Genomic DNA, 15,662 nt, shown 5'->3' with positions numbered 1-15,662 from the left:
AAGGGCTCCTTGCCGTCAGCCGCGCGTCGCCCGGCTGGATTCTCGAACCACCAGTTCCGGCACCAGCGCCGTCACGCGCCCGCCCTGATGTTCCTGCAGCAGCGCGCGCAGCGCGGCGCCGCCGAGTTCGGCGATATCCACCCGCATGGTGGTGAGGCTGGGATGCACGTAGCGCGCCAGCGGGATGTCGTCGAAGCCGGCGAGTGCAATGTCGTCGGGGACGCGCACGCCGGCCTGGCTGAAGGCGAACAGGCACCCTAGCGCCATCATGTCGTTGGCCGCGAACACCGCGTCCGGGCGCGCGTCGGCCGCCAGCAGTTCGCGTCCGGCGCGATGGCCGGAGGCCTCGTCGAAGTCGCCCGGCAGCACCCGAGGCTCGGCGCCGGGCAGCATCTCGGCCAGGGCGTCGCGGTAGCCGCGCAGGCGCTCGCGGGCGTCGAAGTTGCCGTCCGGGCCGGCGATGAAGGCGATATCGCGATGGCCGGCTTCGGCCAGGTGACGGACCATCGCCCGGGCGCCGCCGTAGCTGTCGACGCGGATCACGGGATGGTCGTCGGCATCGCCGCTGTTGATCAGCACCGCCGGCAGCGCGGGCGCGAGGCTGCGCTCGAGGAAGCCGCGCTCGCCGACGAATGGCGACATCACCAGAAGCCCGTCCACCCGGCCGCGCATGGCACGCAACGCGGCGCCCTGCGCGGCCGGATCGCCGTGGTAGCTGGAGACCAGCAGGTGCAGCCCGCGCTCGCGGGCGACCAGGTCGATGCCGCGCATCAGCTCGGAGAAGAACTCCCCGTACAGGTCCGGCAGCACCACGCCGATGGTCTGGGTGCGGCGGCTGCTCAGGCTGCGGGCGGCGTGGTGCGGGCTGTAGCGCAAACGGTCGGCGACGCCGAGCACACGCTGGCGGACCTCCTCGGCCACGTTGTCGTGCCCGTTGAGCGCCCGCGAGACGGTGGCTACGGAAACGTTGGCTTCGCGTGCGACATCTTTGATCGTGACGCTCACCCGCCCTCCAAGGCTACGTCGGTCTGCGCCGGACTGTAATCGTTTCCACAGCCGGTTTCATGTTGCAGGACAGCATGGATATGCAGGGAACGATGACCGACTCGTGGCGCGGCCGCAAGGAGAGGCGCACGGCATCACGACAGCACGTACGCCATCCCTTATAGGCATGCGACGCCGCCAGGCAGGCTTCTCCGTTGCGGCGAGACTAGGGGTTATTCACTGACACCGCCCGTGGCGACGGGACATCCCTCACTGCGGCGGAAAGGACTGCCTGGCGCGGTCCTTCACCAGCCGGAACCCGACATGGAACAACGCCGTGTCCGGCGTGGAATGGCTGCGCGCCGAGACGCGGTAGCCGTGGCAGTAGCTGACGTGGCAGAGGAACGAGCCGCCGCGCTGGACCTTCTCGCTGGTGGCGTCGGGCGTGAACGGCCGGTCGCGCTCGGCGTAGGGGCGGAACCAGTCGGCGGTCCACTCCCAGACGTTGCCGCCCATGTCGGTCAGGCCCAGCTCGGTGGCGCCGTAGGCGCCGACCGGCGAGGTGAACAGATGCCCGTCCTCGCCGGTGTTGCCGCCGGGGAACGGGCCCTGCCAGGTGTTCGCGCGATGTTCGCCGTCCTCGACCAGCGCGTCGCCCCAGGCATAGGGGCCGTCCGCGTTGCGCGCGTTGCGGGCGGCGTGTTCCCACTCGATCTCGGTCGGCAGCCGCTTGCCGGCCCACTTCGCGTAGGCGACGGCGTCGTTCCACGACACCTGGGTGACGGGATGGTCGTCGGGCGCCGGCGGCGCCTCCGGTCCCATCGGCCGGCGCCAGTCGGCACCGGGCAGCAGCTGCCAGCCGCCGGTATCCGGGTCGTACACGGCGGCGTCGCCCAGGCGCTCGGCCTCGGTCACGTGGCCGGTCGCCTCGACGAACGCCCGGAACTGGCCCACCGTCACCGGGTGGACGTCCATGAAGAACGGTGCGACCTGGGCCTCGAACACCGGCCGCTCGGCCGGCGTGCCGTCCTCGGCACCGATGCGCGTCGCTCCGCCGGGCACGTAGACCATGCCTTCCGGCGCGGCGACATCGTCGGCCGGCGTGGACGCCGCGTCCGGCGCGCATGCGGTGGCCAGCCAGCCGGCCAGGAACGCCGCCGCCGCAACCGCGGCCGGCATCGGCAGCCTCCGCGGACCGCGGCTTCCGCCCGTGGCGCCCGATCGATCGCGGTGGAGTCCCTGCATCATTCCGGCCTCCGCTGATCGGCCCGCCACTTGCCCGCGCGCTTCAGCGGGATGCGCATGCCGTCGGTCTCCTGCAGCAGGTCCCACATGCGGTCCTTCATCGCGGCCGCGCGCGCCTGGTGGGCCGGATCGCGGATCAGGTTGGTGCGCTCCTCCGGATCGGCCCCGAGGTCGTACAGCTCGTCGCTGTCCCAGACGCCGTGGTAGTAGACGTACTTGTAGCGCTGGTCGCGCAGCGCGAGCACGGTCGGTGTGTGCGGGAACGCGTCCTCCCAGTAGTACTCGTACAGCATCTCCAGCGGCCAGTCGACCTGCTCGCCACGCAGCAGCGGCAGCACCGAGCGTCCGTCCATCGCCACCGGCGAGCGGGCGTTCGCCAGTTCCAGGACGGTCGGCGCGATGTCGATGTTGCGCACCATCGGCGCGATGGTCGATCCGGGCTCGATGAAACCCGGCGCCCAGGCGAGCATCGGCACCCGCATCGACTCCTCGTACGCGTTGCGCTTGTCGATCAGGCCGTGTTCGCCGAGCAGGAAGCCGTTGTCGCCCATGTAGACCACCAGGGTCGAGTCCGCCAGGCCCGCCTCCTCCAGGTAATCGAGCACCTGGCCGACGCTCTCGTCCAGCGCCAGCAGGGTTTCCGTGTAGGCGCGGTAGAACCCGTCGAACTCCATGTCGCCGTGGTACATGTAATCGACGCCGTGCCAGCTGTTGCGCTGCGCGCGCACCCAGTCGGGCTTGCCGCGGTTCTCGCTTGCCGCCATGGTCGGCGGATACGGGATCGGCTGGTCCTTGTAGCGGCCCCGGTGCCTCGGCGCAGGCGAGAACTCCGCGTGCACCGCCTTGTGCGACAAGTACAGGAAGAATGGCGTGTCCGGCTCCCGCGCCTGGTGCTGCTTCAGCCAGCCAAGCGCATGTTCGGTCAGCAGGTCGGTGGTGTAGCCCTGCTCCCGCGCGCGCTTGCCGTTGACGTTCAGCACCGGATCGTAATAGGCGCCCTGCCCCTGGAAGCTGACCCAATGGTCGAAGCCCGGCTGCGGCGCGTCGTCCACCTCGCCCATGTGCCACTTGCCGACGTAGGCGGTGCGGTAGCCGGCGTCCTGCAGGAACTCCGGGAAGAAGCGCGTGCCCTCGGGAATCGGCGAGGTGTTGTCGACGATCTCGTGCCGGTGCGCGTACTGGCCGGTCAGGATCGAACCGCGGCTCGGCGAGCACAGCGAAGTGGTGACGAACGCGTTCTCGACGTGCGCGCCGCCTGCGGCCATGCGGTCGAGCGCCGGCGTCTCCAGCCATTCGGGCGCTTCGGGCATGAAGCCCATGAAGTCGTAGCGGTGGTCGTCGCTGAGGATGAAGACCACGTTGCGCGGCGGCGCCTTGTGCTGCGCGGCCGCCGGTCCCGTGGCCAGGACGAAGGCGGCGGCGAACAGCAACGCCAGCCCGTGTTCGATCGCGGAATGTCTCATCGTGCCGTCACCTCCACTGCCCTCCACGGTTCGACGGTTCGAAGCCGGAATGTAATCGTTTTCAGCGTCGAATGCAGGCCACCGCGGAACGGATCACGGAATCATGCGAGCGAGACATCACCGGACCTTGGCGTATTCCGGTGGTTTCGCCACCGGATTCAATGGCTTGCGCCTCGAGTGAGAGGCGGCCAGGTGTGCCGACCGGCTATTCCGGGTCCGTCGGCGCCAGCGCCCGGATCTGCAATGCATGGATGTCGGTGGTCATCAGCTCGCCCAGCGCGGCGTAGACCGCGCGGTGGCGCTGGATCGGCGCCATGCCGGCGAAGGCGGCGCTGACGATCTCGACGTGGAAGTGCCCGCGCCCGTCCTGTGCGCCGACGTGGCCCGCATGGCGATGGCTGTCGTCGCGGATCTCGAGCCGCTCGGGCGCGAACGCCGCGTCGAGCGCGGCGCGGATGGCGGGCACGCGCTGCTCGCGCGGCAGCGAGCCGGCCGGGCCGCTCACGGCAGCACCGGCCGGAACGGGCGCACGTCGACCCGGGCGTAGACGCCGGCCTCGACGTAGGGATCGGCGTCGGCCCACTCGCGGGCCTCGTCGAGCGAGGCGAACTCCGCGATCACGATGCTGCCGCTGAAGCCGGCCGGGCCCGGGTCCTCGGCGTCGGTGCGCGGGCAAGGCCCGGCCAGCAGCAGCCGTCCGGCATAGCGCAGCGCCTCCAGCCGCGCCAGGTGCCGCGTCCGGGCCTGCCGGCGCAGCGCCAGCACGTCGTCGCCGTCATGGCCTTCGATCGCATACCACATGCCCGTGCGCCCTCGATCCGGAAAGGATGAATTGTAGCGGTCGCGCGGTGCCCGGCCGCTGGACAGCCGCCGGGCGAGCCCGTACCCTAACTGGCAGTTACAGGCCGGAATGCAGCGGCCGTCGACGCAGACGCCCGAATCGCTGCCCCCGCCCGGCCCGCCGATGCCCTTTCCGCCGTCATCGCCGCAAAACCCAGCGGCGGCCGTCGCATGTGGTATCCGGCCGATGTCGTGATGGCCCCGATCCGGGAATACGGAACGGACGCAGCGCCCCCCGGCACCGTGGACAGGCAAGATCCGGCACGCGAGGTCGCGCGCCATCCGCAATTCCTGCAGGCCCGGAGGGGGCCGCACCGCGAATGATAGAACCCATATCCGACGCTCCCGACGCCATGCCCGTTGCGGAAGACGCCCAGCCGATGCCGCCGCACCCGCAGCAGCAGGAAATGCCGCTGGCAGTCGTACATGGGCAGCCGGTGCTGCAGATCCCGCAGGACCTGTACATCCCGCCGGATGCGCTGGAAATCATCCTCGAGGCCTTCGAAGGCCCGCTGGACCTGCTGCTGTACCTGATCCGCCGCCAGAACCTCGACATCCTCGACATCCCGGTCGCCGAGATCACCCGCCAGTACGTCGACTACATCGGGGTGATGCAGGACCTGCGTTTCGAACTGGCGGCCGAGTACCTGGTGATGGCCGCGATCCTGGCCGAGATCAAGTCGCGCATGCTGCTGCCGCGGCCGCCCAGCGAGGAAGGCGAGGAGGACGACCCGCGCGCCGAGCTGGTGCGCCGGCTGCAGGAGTACGAACGCTTCAAGCAGGCCGCCGAGGACGTCGACGCGCTGCCGCGGATGGACCGCGACACCAGCCCGGTCGCGGCCTTCCTCCCGGACCGCACCGCGGTGCGGACGCCGCCGCCGGTGGAACTGCGCGAGATGCTGCTGGCGCTGCACGACGTGCTCAAGCGCGCCGAGCTGTTCAGCGGCCACGCGATCAAGCGCGACGCCCTCAGCGTGCGCCAGCGCATGGGCGAGGTGCTGACCCGGCTGGAGGACGGCGCCTTCCACAGCTTCGAGTCGCTGTTCGAGCCGCGCGAAGGCAAGCTCGGTGTCGTGGTCACCCTGCTATCGCTGCTGGAACTGGCCAAGGAGCGCCTGCTCGAGATCGTGCAGGAACAGGCCGAACCGCCCCGCCCCGGCGAGCGGCCGCCGCTGCCGCCGATCTACGTCAAGTCGCTGGCCACGCGCGACAGCGGCGCCGGCGATACGGTCGAGCTGTCCAGCGAGTTCGACGACGAAGACGACGACACCGGCCCGCGATCCGCGGACGCGCCCTGACCGGATCGCGGCGCGACGACGCGGCGAAGGACATCCGGCGGATGGCGTCACTGCCATGACACCCACGACAAGAACCCGTGCCTGACGAGTTTCCATGGACCAACAACTGATCAACCGCATCGTCGAGGCCGCCCTGCTGGCGTCCAGCCAGCCGCTCACCCTGGTGCAGCTGCGCGGCCTGTTCCCGCTCGACCAGCCGGCCCCGGAAGGCGGCGTCGAGAAGGCCCTGGAGGCTTTGGAGGCCGATTGCGCCGAACGCGGCATCGAGCTGGTGGAGGTCGCCTCCGGCTGGCGATACCAGGTCAAGGCCGAGGTGCATGCCTGGGTCGCGCGCCTGTGGACCGAGCGCCAGACCAAGTACACCCGCGCCACGCTGGAGACCCTGGCCTTGATCGCCTACCGCCAGCCGATCACCCGCGGCGAGATCGAGCAGGTGCGCGGCGTGGCCACCAACAGCAACATCATCAAGGCGCTTGAGGAGCGCGAATGGATCCGCGTGGTCGGCCATCGCGACATCCCCGGGCGCCCGGAACTGCTGGGCACCACCAAGGCCTTCCTCGACTACTTCGGGCTCAAGCGGCTCGACGAACTGCCGCCGCTGTCGGAACTGAAGGACTTCGGCGAATTGGAGCCGCAGTTCAAGTTCGATCCCGACAGCGCACCGGCCGACGGGACGCTGCCGGTCGGCGACATCGCCCCGGAGGCCGAGGGCGCGGACACGGACGACGCGAACGACACCGGGGCTTCGCCCGGCGCCGCTGCGCCCCTCGATGCCGACGCGGATGTGGCGCCCGAGGCGGCCGCCGTGCCCGGCACGCCTTCCGGCACCGATGCCGGCCTCGATGCCGAAGACGACCCCGAACACGACCCCACGGCCGCTCCCGATACCCGCGCGGCAGACCCGGCGGCCGCCGAGACCGAGACCGGCGACGAGCCGCATCTCCCCCACGACAACGACACGAACGACACCGCCCTCGCCGAAGACGGCGACAGCGAACGGAGTACACCATGAAAGAACGGCCCCAACACAACGACAAAGGCGGCAAGGACAAGGGCGGCAGCCGCAAGCTCTCGCTCAAGCGCGAGAGCGACGGCGCCACGACCGCCGCGCGCCTGGAGGAGCGCCTGCACAAGGTGCTGGCGCAGGCCGGGCTCGGTTCGCGCCGCGCACTGGAGCAGCGCATCGCCGAGGGCCTGGTCAAGGTCAACGGCGAAACCGCCCAGGTCGGCATGAGCGTGCGCAGCGGCGACCGCATCGAGATCGACGGCCGCAGCTTCGTCGCCAGCGCGCTGACCGAACCGGCACGCGTGCTGCTCTACAACAAGCCCGAAGGCGAAGTGACCACCCGCGAGGACCCCGAGGGCCGGCCGACGATCTTCGAATCCCTGCCCGTGCTCAAGGGCGCGCGCTGGATCGCCATCGGCCGCCTCGACATCAACACCACCGGCCTGCTGCTGCTGACCACGGACGGCGAACTGGCCAACGCGATGATGCATCCCTCGCACGAAGTGGAGCGCGAATACGTCTGCCGCGTGCGCGCGCCCGAGGGCGAGGACATCGTCTCGGAAAAGATCGTCGACCGCCTGCGCCGCGGCGTGGCGCTGGACGACGGCCCCGCCAAGTTCGACGAGATCGAACGCATCGGCGGCACCGATTCGCACGACTGGTTCCGGGTGCTGCTGAAGGAAGGCCGCAACCGCGAGGTACGGCGGCTGTGGGAATCACAGGGCTGCCAGGTCAGCCGCCTCAAGCGCGTGCGCTACGGCGGCATCTCGCTGCCGCAGCCGCTGCTGCGCGGGCAATCGCAGGAGCTTCCCGCCGCGCGCGTGGAAGCGTTGCGCCAGGAACTGAAACTGGAAGCCGGGCCGCCGCCGGCCCTGACCCTGCAGCCGGTCATCGGCCAGCGCAAGGCCGCCAAGTCGACCGTGCTGATCTCGCGGGAGTCGCGCGGCAATGCCTACGTCAACGGCCACGACACCGCGGACGAGGGCCGCGAACTGCGCCGCTTCGACCACGTGCGCGAGGACCGCGGCCGTGGCCGCGGACGCGGCAAGCCGCACGGTGGACTGACCGTCAGCGGCGAATCGGCCGCCAAGCAGTCGCAGAAGCCGTTCAAGCAGCGGACGCAAAAAGGACCGAAGCCATTGCCGGACGGCAACCCGGCCGCGTTCCGCAGCTGGTACGTGCCCGAGGGCGTGGACACCGGCCCGAGCGGCCATCGCAACGCCGACGGCCGCGGCCCGAAGAAGCCCCATGGCAAGAAGCGCCCGCAAGGCGCGGGGCCAGGCCCGGGGCGCGGTGGCCCGGCCGGAGCGCCGGGAAAGAAGCGCAATCCCCGTGCCGCCCGCCCCTATGGGCATCCCGACAACGCTCCCAGCTTTCCCTCCGACCACGCCACCCCGGGCGCGGGCAAGCCCGCGGGAGAGCGCCCGCGCGGTCCCCGCAGCGGCGGCAATCGCCGTCCCGGTGCCGGTCCCGGCTCACGCGGGCCGCGCGGCGGCGGCGGCAACCGCTGACTTTTCCCAGGCGGCCCCGACTCGAGTCCTGACGCAGAAGGTCTCGGCTCGAAAGCCCGCCCCGGACTCGTCCGGCGAACGCTTACGGCGCCAAAAGCGCCCTCATCCTGGGCTGCGCGCCACGTCTCCCGCAAACGGGACGTGCCCCTTTCTCCCGCAAGCGGGGGCGTGCCGCCTTCTCCGCAAGCGGGAGAAGCGGGTACCGCAGTTGCGGACCGGTTGCCCGGACGGCGCCCGCTAGGAACTGCCGAGGTGCCGGATCTCGCGGATACGGTCGAGCCAGACGTAATGGGAGACGGCCTGGTCGCCGGCATCGTCGACGCGCGCCACGGCATTGATCCCTTCCCGGCCCTGCGGGTCGCGGAAGGTCTGCACGATCGGTCGCACCGCCACCACGCCCTCGACGACGGTGCCGTCGTCCAGCGTCAGCGCGACCCACGTCTCGCCGTCGAGCTGCGCGGCCCTGGACTCGATCCGCGCGATGTCCTCCTGCCCGGTATAGACGTGCTCGGCGAACTGTCCCATTTCGTCCTCCGGTCCGGCGTTACGCGCCCGAGCGCTTGGTCAGCGATTCGATGAAGTCGATCGGCAGCGGGAACACGATCGTCGAGTTCTTGTCGCCGGCGATGTCGGTCAGCGTCGACAGGTAGCGCAGCTGGATCGCGCGCGGGTCCGCGCCCAGCAGCTTGGCCGCCTCGACCAGCTTCTCGGCGGCCTGCTGCTCGCCCTCGGCGTGGATCACCTTGGCGCGGCGCTGGCGCTCGGCCTCGGCCTGGCGCGCCATCGCCCGCACCATGGTCTCGTTGATGTCGACGTGCTTGATCTCGACGTTGGCCACCTTCACCCCCCAGGCGTCGGTGTGCTGGTCGAGGATGGTCTGGATGTCGTTGTTGAGCTTGTCGCGCTCGGACAGCAACTCGTCCAGGTCGTGTTGCCCCAGCACCGAGCGCAGCGTGGTCTGCGCGAGCTGGCTGATGGCGTCGTAGAAATGCTCGACGTTGATGATCGCCTTCTGCGGGTCGACCACGCGGAAGTACACCACCGCGTTGACCTTCACCGAGACGTTGTCGCGCGTGATCAGGTCCTGCGACGGCACGTCCATCACGATGGTGCGCAGGTCGATCCGCTCCATGGTCTGCACCACCGGGATCAGGATGATCAGGCCCGGCCCCTTGACCTTCCAGAAGCGTCCGAGCTGGAACACCACCCCGCGCTCGTACTCGCGCAGGATCTTGATCGCGCTGAACAGCGCGACCACCACGATCAGGACAACGGGAAACAGTGCGATCAGGTTCATGGCGCGGCCTCGCTCGGTTCGGAAAGTCGTTCGTCTGGTCCGTCGCCGCCGTCGAGCGGAGCGACGCGCAGCACCAGGCCGTCGATCGCCAGTACGCGCACGCGCTGTCCCGCGCGCACCGGCCCGGCGGCTTCGGCCTGCCACAGTTCGCCGCGGATGCGCACCCGCCCGCGGCCGGAAAAATCGTCGTCGGCGACCGCCTCGTGGCCGACCAGTTCCTCGCGTCCGCTGACCACCGGCCGGCGGCGCGCGCGCACCGCCAGCCACAGCACGCCCATGAAGGCCAGGCCGCTGGCGACGCCGATCGAAGCGATCAGCCGTCCCGGCACGCCGAAGCCCGGCGCGTCCTCGAACAGGACCACCGAGCCGACCATCAGCGCCGCCAGCCCGCCGATGCCGAGCGCGCCGAAGCTGGGCACCGCCAGTTCCGCGGTCATCAGCGCCACGCCGAGCACGATCAGCGCGACGCCGGCGTAGTTCACCGGCAGCACCTGCAGCGCGTACAGCCCCAGCAGCAGGCTGATGCCGCCGACCACGCCGGGGACGATCGCGCCCGGGCTGTAGCCCTCGAACAGCAATCCGTACAGCCCGACCAGCAGCAGCAGGTAGGCGACCGTGGGCTCGGTGAGCACCGACAGCAGCTTGACCCGCCAATCCGGCGTGATTTCGGTGACCGCCGCTCCGGCGACCGCGAGCGTGACCGCGCCGCCGCCGGCGAGCGCGACCTGGCGGCCGTCGGCCTGCGCCAGCAGCGCGTCGAGGTCGGCGGCGACGATCTCGACCACGCCGCGCGCGCGCGCCTGGCTGGCGGTCAGGGTGGCGGCATCGCGCACCGCCTCTTCGGCGAACTCGACGTTGCGGCCGCGCAGTTCGGCGAGGCTGCGCAGGTAGGCCACCGAATCGTTGATCGCCTTGCGCTCGGAGGCGGAGCCGGCGCCGCGCCCTCGCTCGCGCGCCGGCGCGCCCTCCTGCCGCCCGTCTTCGCCGTTCCGGGCGTCGTCCTCGCGGCCGCCGTCGCCCCGCGCCGCCTCCCCGTCTTCCGCGCCGCCCGTTGGGGCATCTCCGCCCGGCGGCGCGCCGCCCAGCGCGACCGGCGTCGCCGCGCCCAGCGCAGTGGCCGGTGCCATGGCCGCGAGATGGCTGGCGTAGACGATGTAGGTGCCGGCGCTGGCGGCGCGTGCGCCGGACGGCGCCACCCAGGCGATCACCGGCACCTCGGCCGCCAGGATCGCCTGGTTGATGTCGCGGGTGGCGGCATCCAGACCGCCCGGGGTGTCGATGCGCAAGACCAGTGCGTCCGCACCTTCCGCTGCCGCCTGCTCCAGCCCGCGCTGCACGTGGTCGCTGGTGGCCGGGCCGATCCCGCCCTTGATGTCGATCAGCAGCACGCCGCCCTCGGCAGGCGACGGGGCCTCCCGCTGCGCGGCGAGCAGCGTCGATGCCAGCCCAAGCAGCAGGAGCAGGCAGCACGCTCGTACGTTCGATGCCATGCCCATCCCCCGATGGGGCGACGCGATCCGTCCGGAAGCCCAGTAGACATCACCGCCTGTAAAGGAAGCGGCAAGGCGGAATCGGGACCGCCGAAAGCCGCGGCCAGGCATCTGGCTCCACGATACGAGCCCCGATCCCACGGCGTTTGCCACGTCGGAGCCCTGCATGTGGTGGGAGCGACGGCAGCCGCGGCAGCCCGCATCTCGCGACTGCCCGGCGGCGGCATGCCGCCGCCACTCCTACAATCACCCTGCGGCGAAGGCTTCCTGCCGACTCCGGCGTGCGCTAGCGCAGCTCGAACGCGTCGCCGTCTAGCATCGCCGGGAAGCGCTCGCGATGCGCGGCGAGCTCGTGCGCCAGCAGCGTGGTCGTGGTCACGACCTCCTCGTCGGTCGACTCGCTGACGGCATGGCCGAGGAAATCGATCACCGCGCTGTCGCCGGCGTAGTCGATGCCGTTGCCGTCGCGGCCCACGCGGTTGAGTCCGGCGACATAGCACAGGTTCTCGATCGAGCGCGCGCGCAGCAGGGTCTTCCAGGCGTAGGCACGCGCCGCCGGCCAGTTGGCGACGTAGATCTGCAGGTCGTAATCGAGCGCGCCTTCGCGCTCGACGTCGTAGCGGTTGCGCGCGAACACCGGGAAACGCAGGTCGTAGCAGACCAGCGGGCAGATGCGCCAGCCCTTCCATTCCACCGTCAGCCGATCGCGGCCGGCGCTGTAGCGCTCGTGCTCGCGCGCATAGCGGAACAGGTGGCGCTTGTCGTAGTGCCGCAGCTCGCCGTCCGGCGTGGTCCACAGCATGCGGTTGAACACGCCGGCATCGGTGCGCAGCTGCACGCTGCCGGTGACCACGGCGCCCAGCGCCGCCGCCTGCTCCCGCATCCAGGCGACGGTCGGCCCGTCCATGGTCTCGGCCTCCTCGATGGCGTCGTTGGAGAACCCGCTGGTGAAGGTCTCTGGCAGGATCACCACGTCGGTGGTGCCATGCAGCGGGCCGATGAGGTCGCCGTAATAGTCGCGGTTGCCGTCCGGGTCGCGCCAGCGGGTGGCGCCCTGGACCAGGGAAATGCGCAGATTGTTCATTGGAGAGCCGTGATTAGTGATTCGTGATCGGTGTTGGTGATCGGTGGTCGGTGATTGGTGAGCGCCGCAGGGCAAGACGTTGCTTTTGCGAATCACGAATCACCAATCACGTCAAAGCTGCCGCAGCCGCTCGATCGCGGCGTCCAGCGTCGGCGTGTCCTTGGCGAAGCACAGCCGCGCCAGGCGCTGGCCGGGCGGCGGGGTTTCGTAGAACGGCGACAGCGGGATCGCCGCCACGCCCTTTTCGCTCGTCAGCCAGCGGCAGAAGGCGGCATCGTCGAGATCGCTGACCGCGGAATAGTCGACCAGCTGGAAGTAACCGCCCGGGACCGGCAACGGCCGCAGCCGGGTGGCCAGCAACTGCTCGCGGAATCGGTCGCGCTTGGCCTGGTAGAACGCGCCCAGCTGCTCGTAGTGCTCCGGCTCGGCCTCCAGCATCGCCGCGAACGCGTGCTGGGCCGGGGCGAAGGTGCAGAACACGTTGTACTGGTGGACCTTGCGGAATTCGGCCGACAGCACCGGCGGGGCGATGCAGTAGCCCAGCTTCCAGCCGGTGCAGTGGTAGGTCTTGCCGAAGCTCGATACCACGAACGCCCGCTCGCGCAGCTCCGGATGGCGCAGCGCCGACTCGTGCCGCGCACCGTCGAAGACGATGTGCTCGTAGACCTCGTCCGAGAGCAGCCAGACACCGGTACCGCGCAGCAGGCCGGCCAGCGTGTCCATGTCCCCGGCCGACAGCATCGCGCCCGAGGGATTGTGCGGCGAGTTGATCATCAGCATGCGGGTCTTCGGCCCGATCGCCTCGCCGATGCGCTGCCAGTCCGGCGCGAACGTGCGCGGATCCAGCGGCACGTGCACCGCGCGCGCGCCGGCCAGCTCGATCGCCGGTTCGTAGCTGTCGTAGGCGGGGTCGAGCACGATCACCTCGTCGCCGGCGCGCACCACCGCCTGCACGGCATTGAATATCGCCTCGGTCGCGCCGCTGGTGACGGTGACCTCGGCGTCCGGATCGGGCCGCACGCCGTACACGCGCGCGGTCTTGGCCGCGACCGCCTGGCGCAGGGCCGGGATCCCGGTCATCGGCGCGTACTGGTTGTGGCCCGCACGCATGGCGCGGTCGAGCTCCTCCACCAGCCGCGGCGGCACCGCAAAGTCGGGAAAGCCCTGGCCGAGGTTGACCGCTCCGTGCTCGGCGGCCAGCTGCGACATCACGGCGAAGATCGTGGTGCCGACCTTCGGCAGCTTGGTATCGGGTTTCATCGGCTTTCGCTAACCTGCAGAAGGAGGAACCATCCGGAGTTTAACCGCCGCCGTGCCACCAGGCCCTGACGACGAGACACTGTCGCAACTGCAGCGCAGCTACCTCGCCGCGGTCTACCGCTGGCGGCTGCGCGGCCGGTGGCACGCGATCCGCATCGGCGAACCGGCGCCGGAGATCGAACGCGCGTTTCCGCCGGCGCGGCGCTTCGGCCTGGTGTCGGCCTGGAACCCGCATTCCGAACCGCGCGCCGAGGCGGCCAACCGCGCCGACGACGAACGCCTGCACGCCGCGATCCGCGCCGAGGGCTGGAAAGGCGTGCACGCCTTCGCCTCGGCGCCCGACCGCAGCTGGCGCGAACCGAGCTGGATCGTGCTCGACATCGACGCCCCCGACCTCGATGCGCTGGCGCGGCGCTTCGGCCAGCTCGGCACGCTGCACTGGCGGCGCGGCGAGCCGGTGCGGATGCGGATGGACGCCACGCGGCCGGCCGCGCTGCCGCCGCACCCGTACGTCGACTGGATACAATAGGGCGAGAAACGAGTGGAGAGGAGTGAGAAACGAGTGTTTTCCCGTCAAGAACGACCGAGGGAAGCGCTTGCCCTTGCTCGTTTCTCACTCCTCCCCACTCACTTCTAGCCCCCAGATGCCAGTCGCCGCTTCCGCCCCCCCGCCGCTGCTGGCCGCGCGCGGCCTGCGCTTCTCGCGCAACGACGCGGCGGTGTTCGGCCCGCTGGATTTCGCGGTCGACGCCGGCGAGGCGCTGCTGGTGCGCGGCGACAACGGCGCCGGCAAGACCACCCTGTTGCGCGTGCTGGCCGGGCTGCTGCGCGCGGACGCCGGCGCCGTGGAGGTCGAAGGCCGCCGCACCCGGACCGCCCTGCGCGCGCGCGCGATCGCCTATCTCGGGCACCTGCCGGCGTTCAAGGCCGACCTGAGCGCCCTGGAGAACCTGGACTTCCTGTGCGGCCTGCACGGCCGCCGCCAGGAGCGGCGGCCGGAGCAGGCGCTCGCCGTCGTCGGCCTGGCCGGCTACGAGGACACCCTGGCGCGGCAACTCTCGGCCGGGCAGAAGAAGCGCCTGTCGCTGGCGCGGCTGTGGCTGTCGCCGATGCCGCTGTGGCTGCTGGACGAGCCCTACGCCAACCTCGACCTGGAGGGCATCGAGCTGGTCAACCGCCTGGTGCGGGCGCACCTGCAGGCGGGCGGCGCGGCCCTGGTCACCACCCACGGCGCCTACGCGGCGCCGCCGGTGCGGACACAGGAACTGGTGCTGGGGAATCCGCAATGATGCACGGCCCGGACGCTTCAGCTTCCCCCTTTGAAAAAGGGGGATTGAGGGGGATTTGCTCCGGCATCCGCCTTGGCCGGGCGCCGCGCAAATCCCCCCTGCCCCCCTTTTCCAAAGGGGGGAGAGCAACGATCCAGGCGGGCGACACGGATCGTCCCCGCGGAGACGGCGCATGAACGGCCAAGTGCTCCCCGGACTGTTCGGCACCGCCGCCGCGCTGGCCGCGCGCGACCTGCGCCTGCTCTGGCGCCGCCGCGGCGACGCACTGCAACCGGCGCTGTTCGCCCTGCTGGTGATCGTGCTGTTCGCGCTGGCGCTGGGCGGCGACGCCGATACCCTGTCCGGGGTGGCCGCCGGGGTGCTGTGGGTCGCGGTGCTGCTGTCGGGCCTGCTGGCGCTGGACACGCTGTTCCGCGGCGATGCCGAGGACGGCAGCCTGGAACAGTGGATGCTGGCGCCGGTGCCGCTGGCCTGGCTGGTGCTGGTGCGGACCTTTCTGCACTGGGCCACCACCGCGCTGCCGCTGCTGCTGGCCACGCCGCTGCTGGCGGAACTGCTGCAGCTGCCGCGGGCGCAGCTGCCGGCGCTGCTGGCGGGGCTGGCGCTGGGCACGCCGCTGCTCAGCCTGCTCGGCGCCGTGGTGGCCGCGTTAACCGTCGGCATGCGCCGCTCCGGTATCCTGTTGGCCCTGCTGGCGTTGCCGCTGTACGTGCCGGTGCTGGTGTTCGGCGCCGGCAGCGTCGCGCTCGCCGCGCAGGGACAGGACCCCGGCGGCGGCCTGCTGATGCTCGCCGCCGGCCTCGCGCTGGCGCTGGTGCTGGCGCCGGCAGCCGCCGCGGCGGCGATCCGGATCGCCCTCAACTGACCCTAATCTCCCCGTCCGCCCCGGCGGGGA

Annotated in this window: 15 protein-coding genes and 1 pseudogene; 6 read left to right on the top strand and 10 right to left on the bottom strand. The window is 70.9% G+C overall.

Translation table 11 applies throughout. The features are described from left to right. Positions 1 to 15: 15 nt before the first annotated feature. The 5 genes from U3649_RS10785 to U3649_RS10765 form a co-directional block, all read right to left on the bottom strand. On the bottom strand, positions 16 to 1,005 hold the full coding sequence (locus tag U3649_RS10785) for a LacI family DNA-binding transcriptional regulator (protein ID WP_407351334.1): 990 nt from the start codon (positions 1,003 to 1,005) through the stop codon (positions 16 to 18). 249 nt (positions 1,006 to 1,254) lie between these two features. Then, positions 1,255 to 2,163 carry a formylglycine-generating enzyme family protein gene (locus U3649_RS10780; protein ID WP_407351333.1) on the bottom strand — a complete coding sequence of 303 codons (909 nt, stop codon included), beginning with the start codon at positions 2,161 to 2,163 and terminating at the stop codon, positions 1,255 to 1,257. Positions 2,164 to 2,228: 65 nt separating this feature from the next. Beyond that, the gene (locus U3649_RS10775) at positions 2,229 to 3,692 is read right to left on the bottom strand and encodes a sulfatase (RefSeq protein ID WP_407351332.1); all 1,464 of its coding nucleotides are present in this window, start codon (positions 3,690 to 3,692) and stop codon (positions 2,229 to 2,231) included. Positions 3,693 to 3,897: 205 nt separating this feature from the next. Next, on the bottom strand, positions 3,898 to 4,197 hold the full coding sequence (locus U3649_RS10770) for a BolA family protein (RefSeq protein ID WP_407351331.1): 300 nt from the start codon (positions 4,195 to 4,197) through the stop codon (positions 3,898 to 3,900). Then, positions 4,194 to 4,493 carry a YciI family protein gene (locus U3649_RS10765; RefSeq protein WP_407351330.1) on the bottom strand — a complete coding sequence of 100 codons (300 nt, stop codon included), beginning with the start codon at positions 4,491 to 4,493 and terminating at the stop codon, positions 4,194 to 4,196. Before U3649_RS10765 ends, U3649_RS10770 begins: the two co-directional genes overlap by 4 nt. A 392-nt stretch (positions 4,494 to 4,885) precedes the next feature. Here U3649_RS10765 and U3649_RS10760 point away from each other — a divergent pair, with 392 nt between their 5' ends. The 3 genes and pseudogenes from U3649_RS10760 (at position 4,886) to U3649_RS10750 (ending at position 8,347) form a co-directional block, all read left to right on the top strand. Further along, entirely contained in the window at positions 4,886 to 5,830 is a 945-nt protein-coding gene (locus U3649_RS10760; RefSeq protein WP_407351329.1) for a segregation and condensation protein A, read from the top strand. A 94-nt stretch (positions 5,831 to 5,924) separates the two neighbouring features. After that, positions 5,925 to 6,707 (top strand): annotated as a pseudogene (scpB, locus tag U3649_RS10755) (SMC-Scp complex subunit ScpB); the annotation flags it as partial. A gap of 131 nt (positions 6,708 to 6,838) precedes the next feature. Next, a complete protein-coding gene (locus U3649_RS10750) occupies positions 6,839 to 8,347 on the top strand; it encodes a pseudouridine synthase (RefSeq protein ID WP_407351328.1) in 1,509 nt (502 codons plus the stop codon). A gap of 237 nt (positions 8,348 to 8,584) precedes the next feature. On the opposite strand, the gene U3649_RS10745 is transcribed toward U3649_RS10750, so the two are convergent. The 5 genes from U3649_RS10745 to U3649_RS10725 all read right to left on the bottom strand — a co-directional run bounded on the left by U3649_RS10745 (position 8,585) and on the right by U3649_RS10725 (position 13,478). Next, complete coding sequence (locus tag U3649_RS10745) at positions 8,585 to 8,872, bottom strand: DUF3247 family protein (RefSeq protein ID WP_407351327.1); 288 nt, start codon at positions 8,870 to 8,872, stop codon at positions 8,585 to 8,587. Positions 8,873 to 8,891: 19 nt separating this feature from the next. Further along, complete coding sequence (locus U3649_RS10740; RefSeq protein WP_407351326.1) at positions 8,892 to 9,644, bottom strand: slipin family protein; 753 nt, start codon at positions 9,642 to 9,644, stop codon at positions 8,892 to 8,894. Continuing rightward, positions 9,641 to 11,134, bottom strand: coding sequence for an NfeD family protein (locus tag U3649_RS10735; protein ID WP_407351325.1), 1,494 nt, complete (start codon positions 11,132 to 11,134; stop codon positions 9,641 to 9,643). The genes U3649_RS10740 and U3649_RS10735 overlap by 4 nt, the downstream gene beginning before the upstream one ends. Positions 11,135 to 11,420: 286 nt before the next feature. Then, positions 11,421 to 12,218, bottom strand: coding sequence for an amidohydrolase (locus tag U3649_RS10730; protein ID WP_407351324.1), 798 nt, complete (start codon positions 12,216 to 12,218; stop codon positions 11,421 to 11,423). A gap of 111 nt (positions 12,219 to 12,329) precedes the next feature. Next, positions 12,330 to 13,478, bottom strand: coding sequence for a pyridoxal phosphate-dependent aminotransferase (locus U3649_RS10725; RefSeq protein ID WP_407351323.1), 1,149 nt, complete (start codon positions 13,476 to 13,478; stop codon positions 12,330 to 12,332). A gap of 52 nt (positions 13,479 to 13,530) precedes the next feature. Between U3649_RS10725 and U3649_RS10720 the strand changes: the two genes are divergently transcribed. The 3 genes from U3649_RS10720 to ccmB all read left to right on the top strand — a co-directional run bounded on the left by U3649_RS10720 (position 13,531) and on the right by ccmB (position 15,632). After that, the gene (locus tag U3649_RS10720) at positions 13,531 to 14,007 is read left to right on the top strand and encodes a DUF3293 domain-containing protein (protein WP_407351322.1); all 477 of its coding nucleotides are present in this window, start codon (positions 13,531 to 13,533) and stop codon (positions 14,005 to 14,007) included. Positions 14,008 to 14,122: 115 nt separating this feature from the next. After that, the gene (gene ccmA, locus U3649_RS10715; protein ID WP_407351321.1) at positions 14,123 to 14,767 is read left to right on the top strand and encodes a heme ABC exporter ATP-binding protein CcmA; all 645 of its coding nucleotides are present in this window, start codon (positions 14,123 to 14,125) and stop codon (positions 14,765 to 14,767) included. 172 nt (positions 14,768 to 14,939) lie between these two features. Further along, positions 14,940 to 15,632: a heme exporter protein CcmB gene (gene ccmB, locus U3649_RS10710; RefSeq protein ID WP_407351320.1), complete on the top strand. Its 693-nt coding sequence runs from the start codon at positions 14,940 to 14,942 to the stop codon at positions 15,630 to 15,632. The last annotated feature ends 30 nt before the right edge of the window (positions 15,633 to 15,662 follow it).

Source organism: Luteimonas sp. R10 (genome assembly GCF_045689605.1).
Classification (GTDB): Bacteria; Pseudomonadota; Gammaproteobacteria; order Xanthomonadales; family Xanthomonadaceae; genus Luteimonas.
Note: the sequence above shows the minus strand (reverse complement) of the source record. Positions and strands in the feature narration are given on the sequence as shown.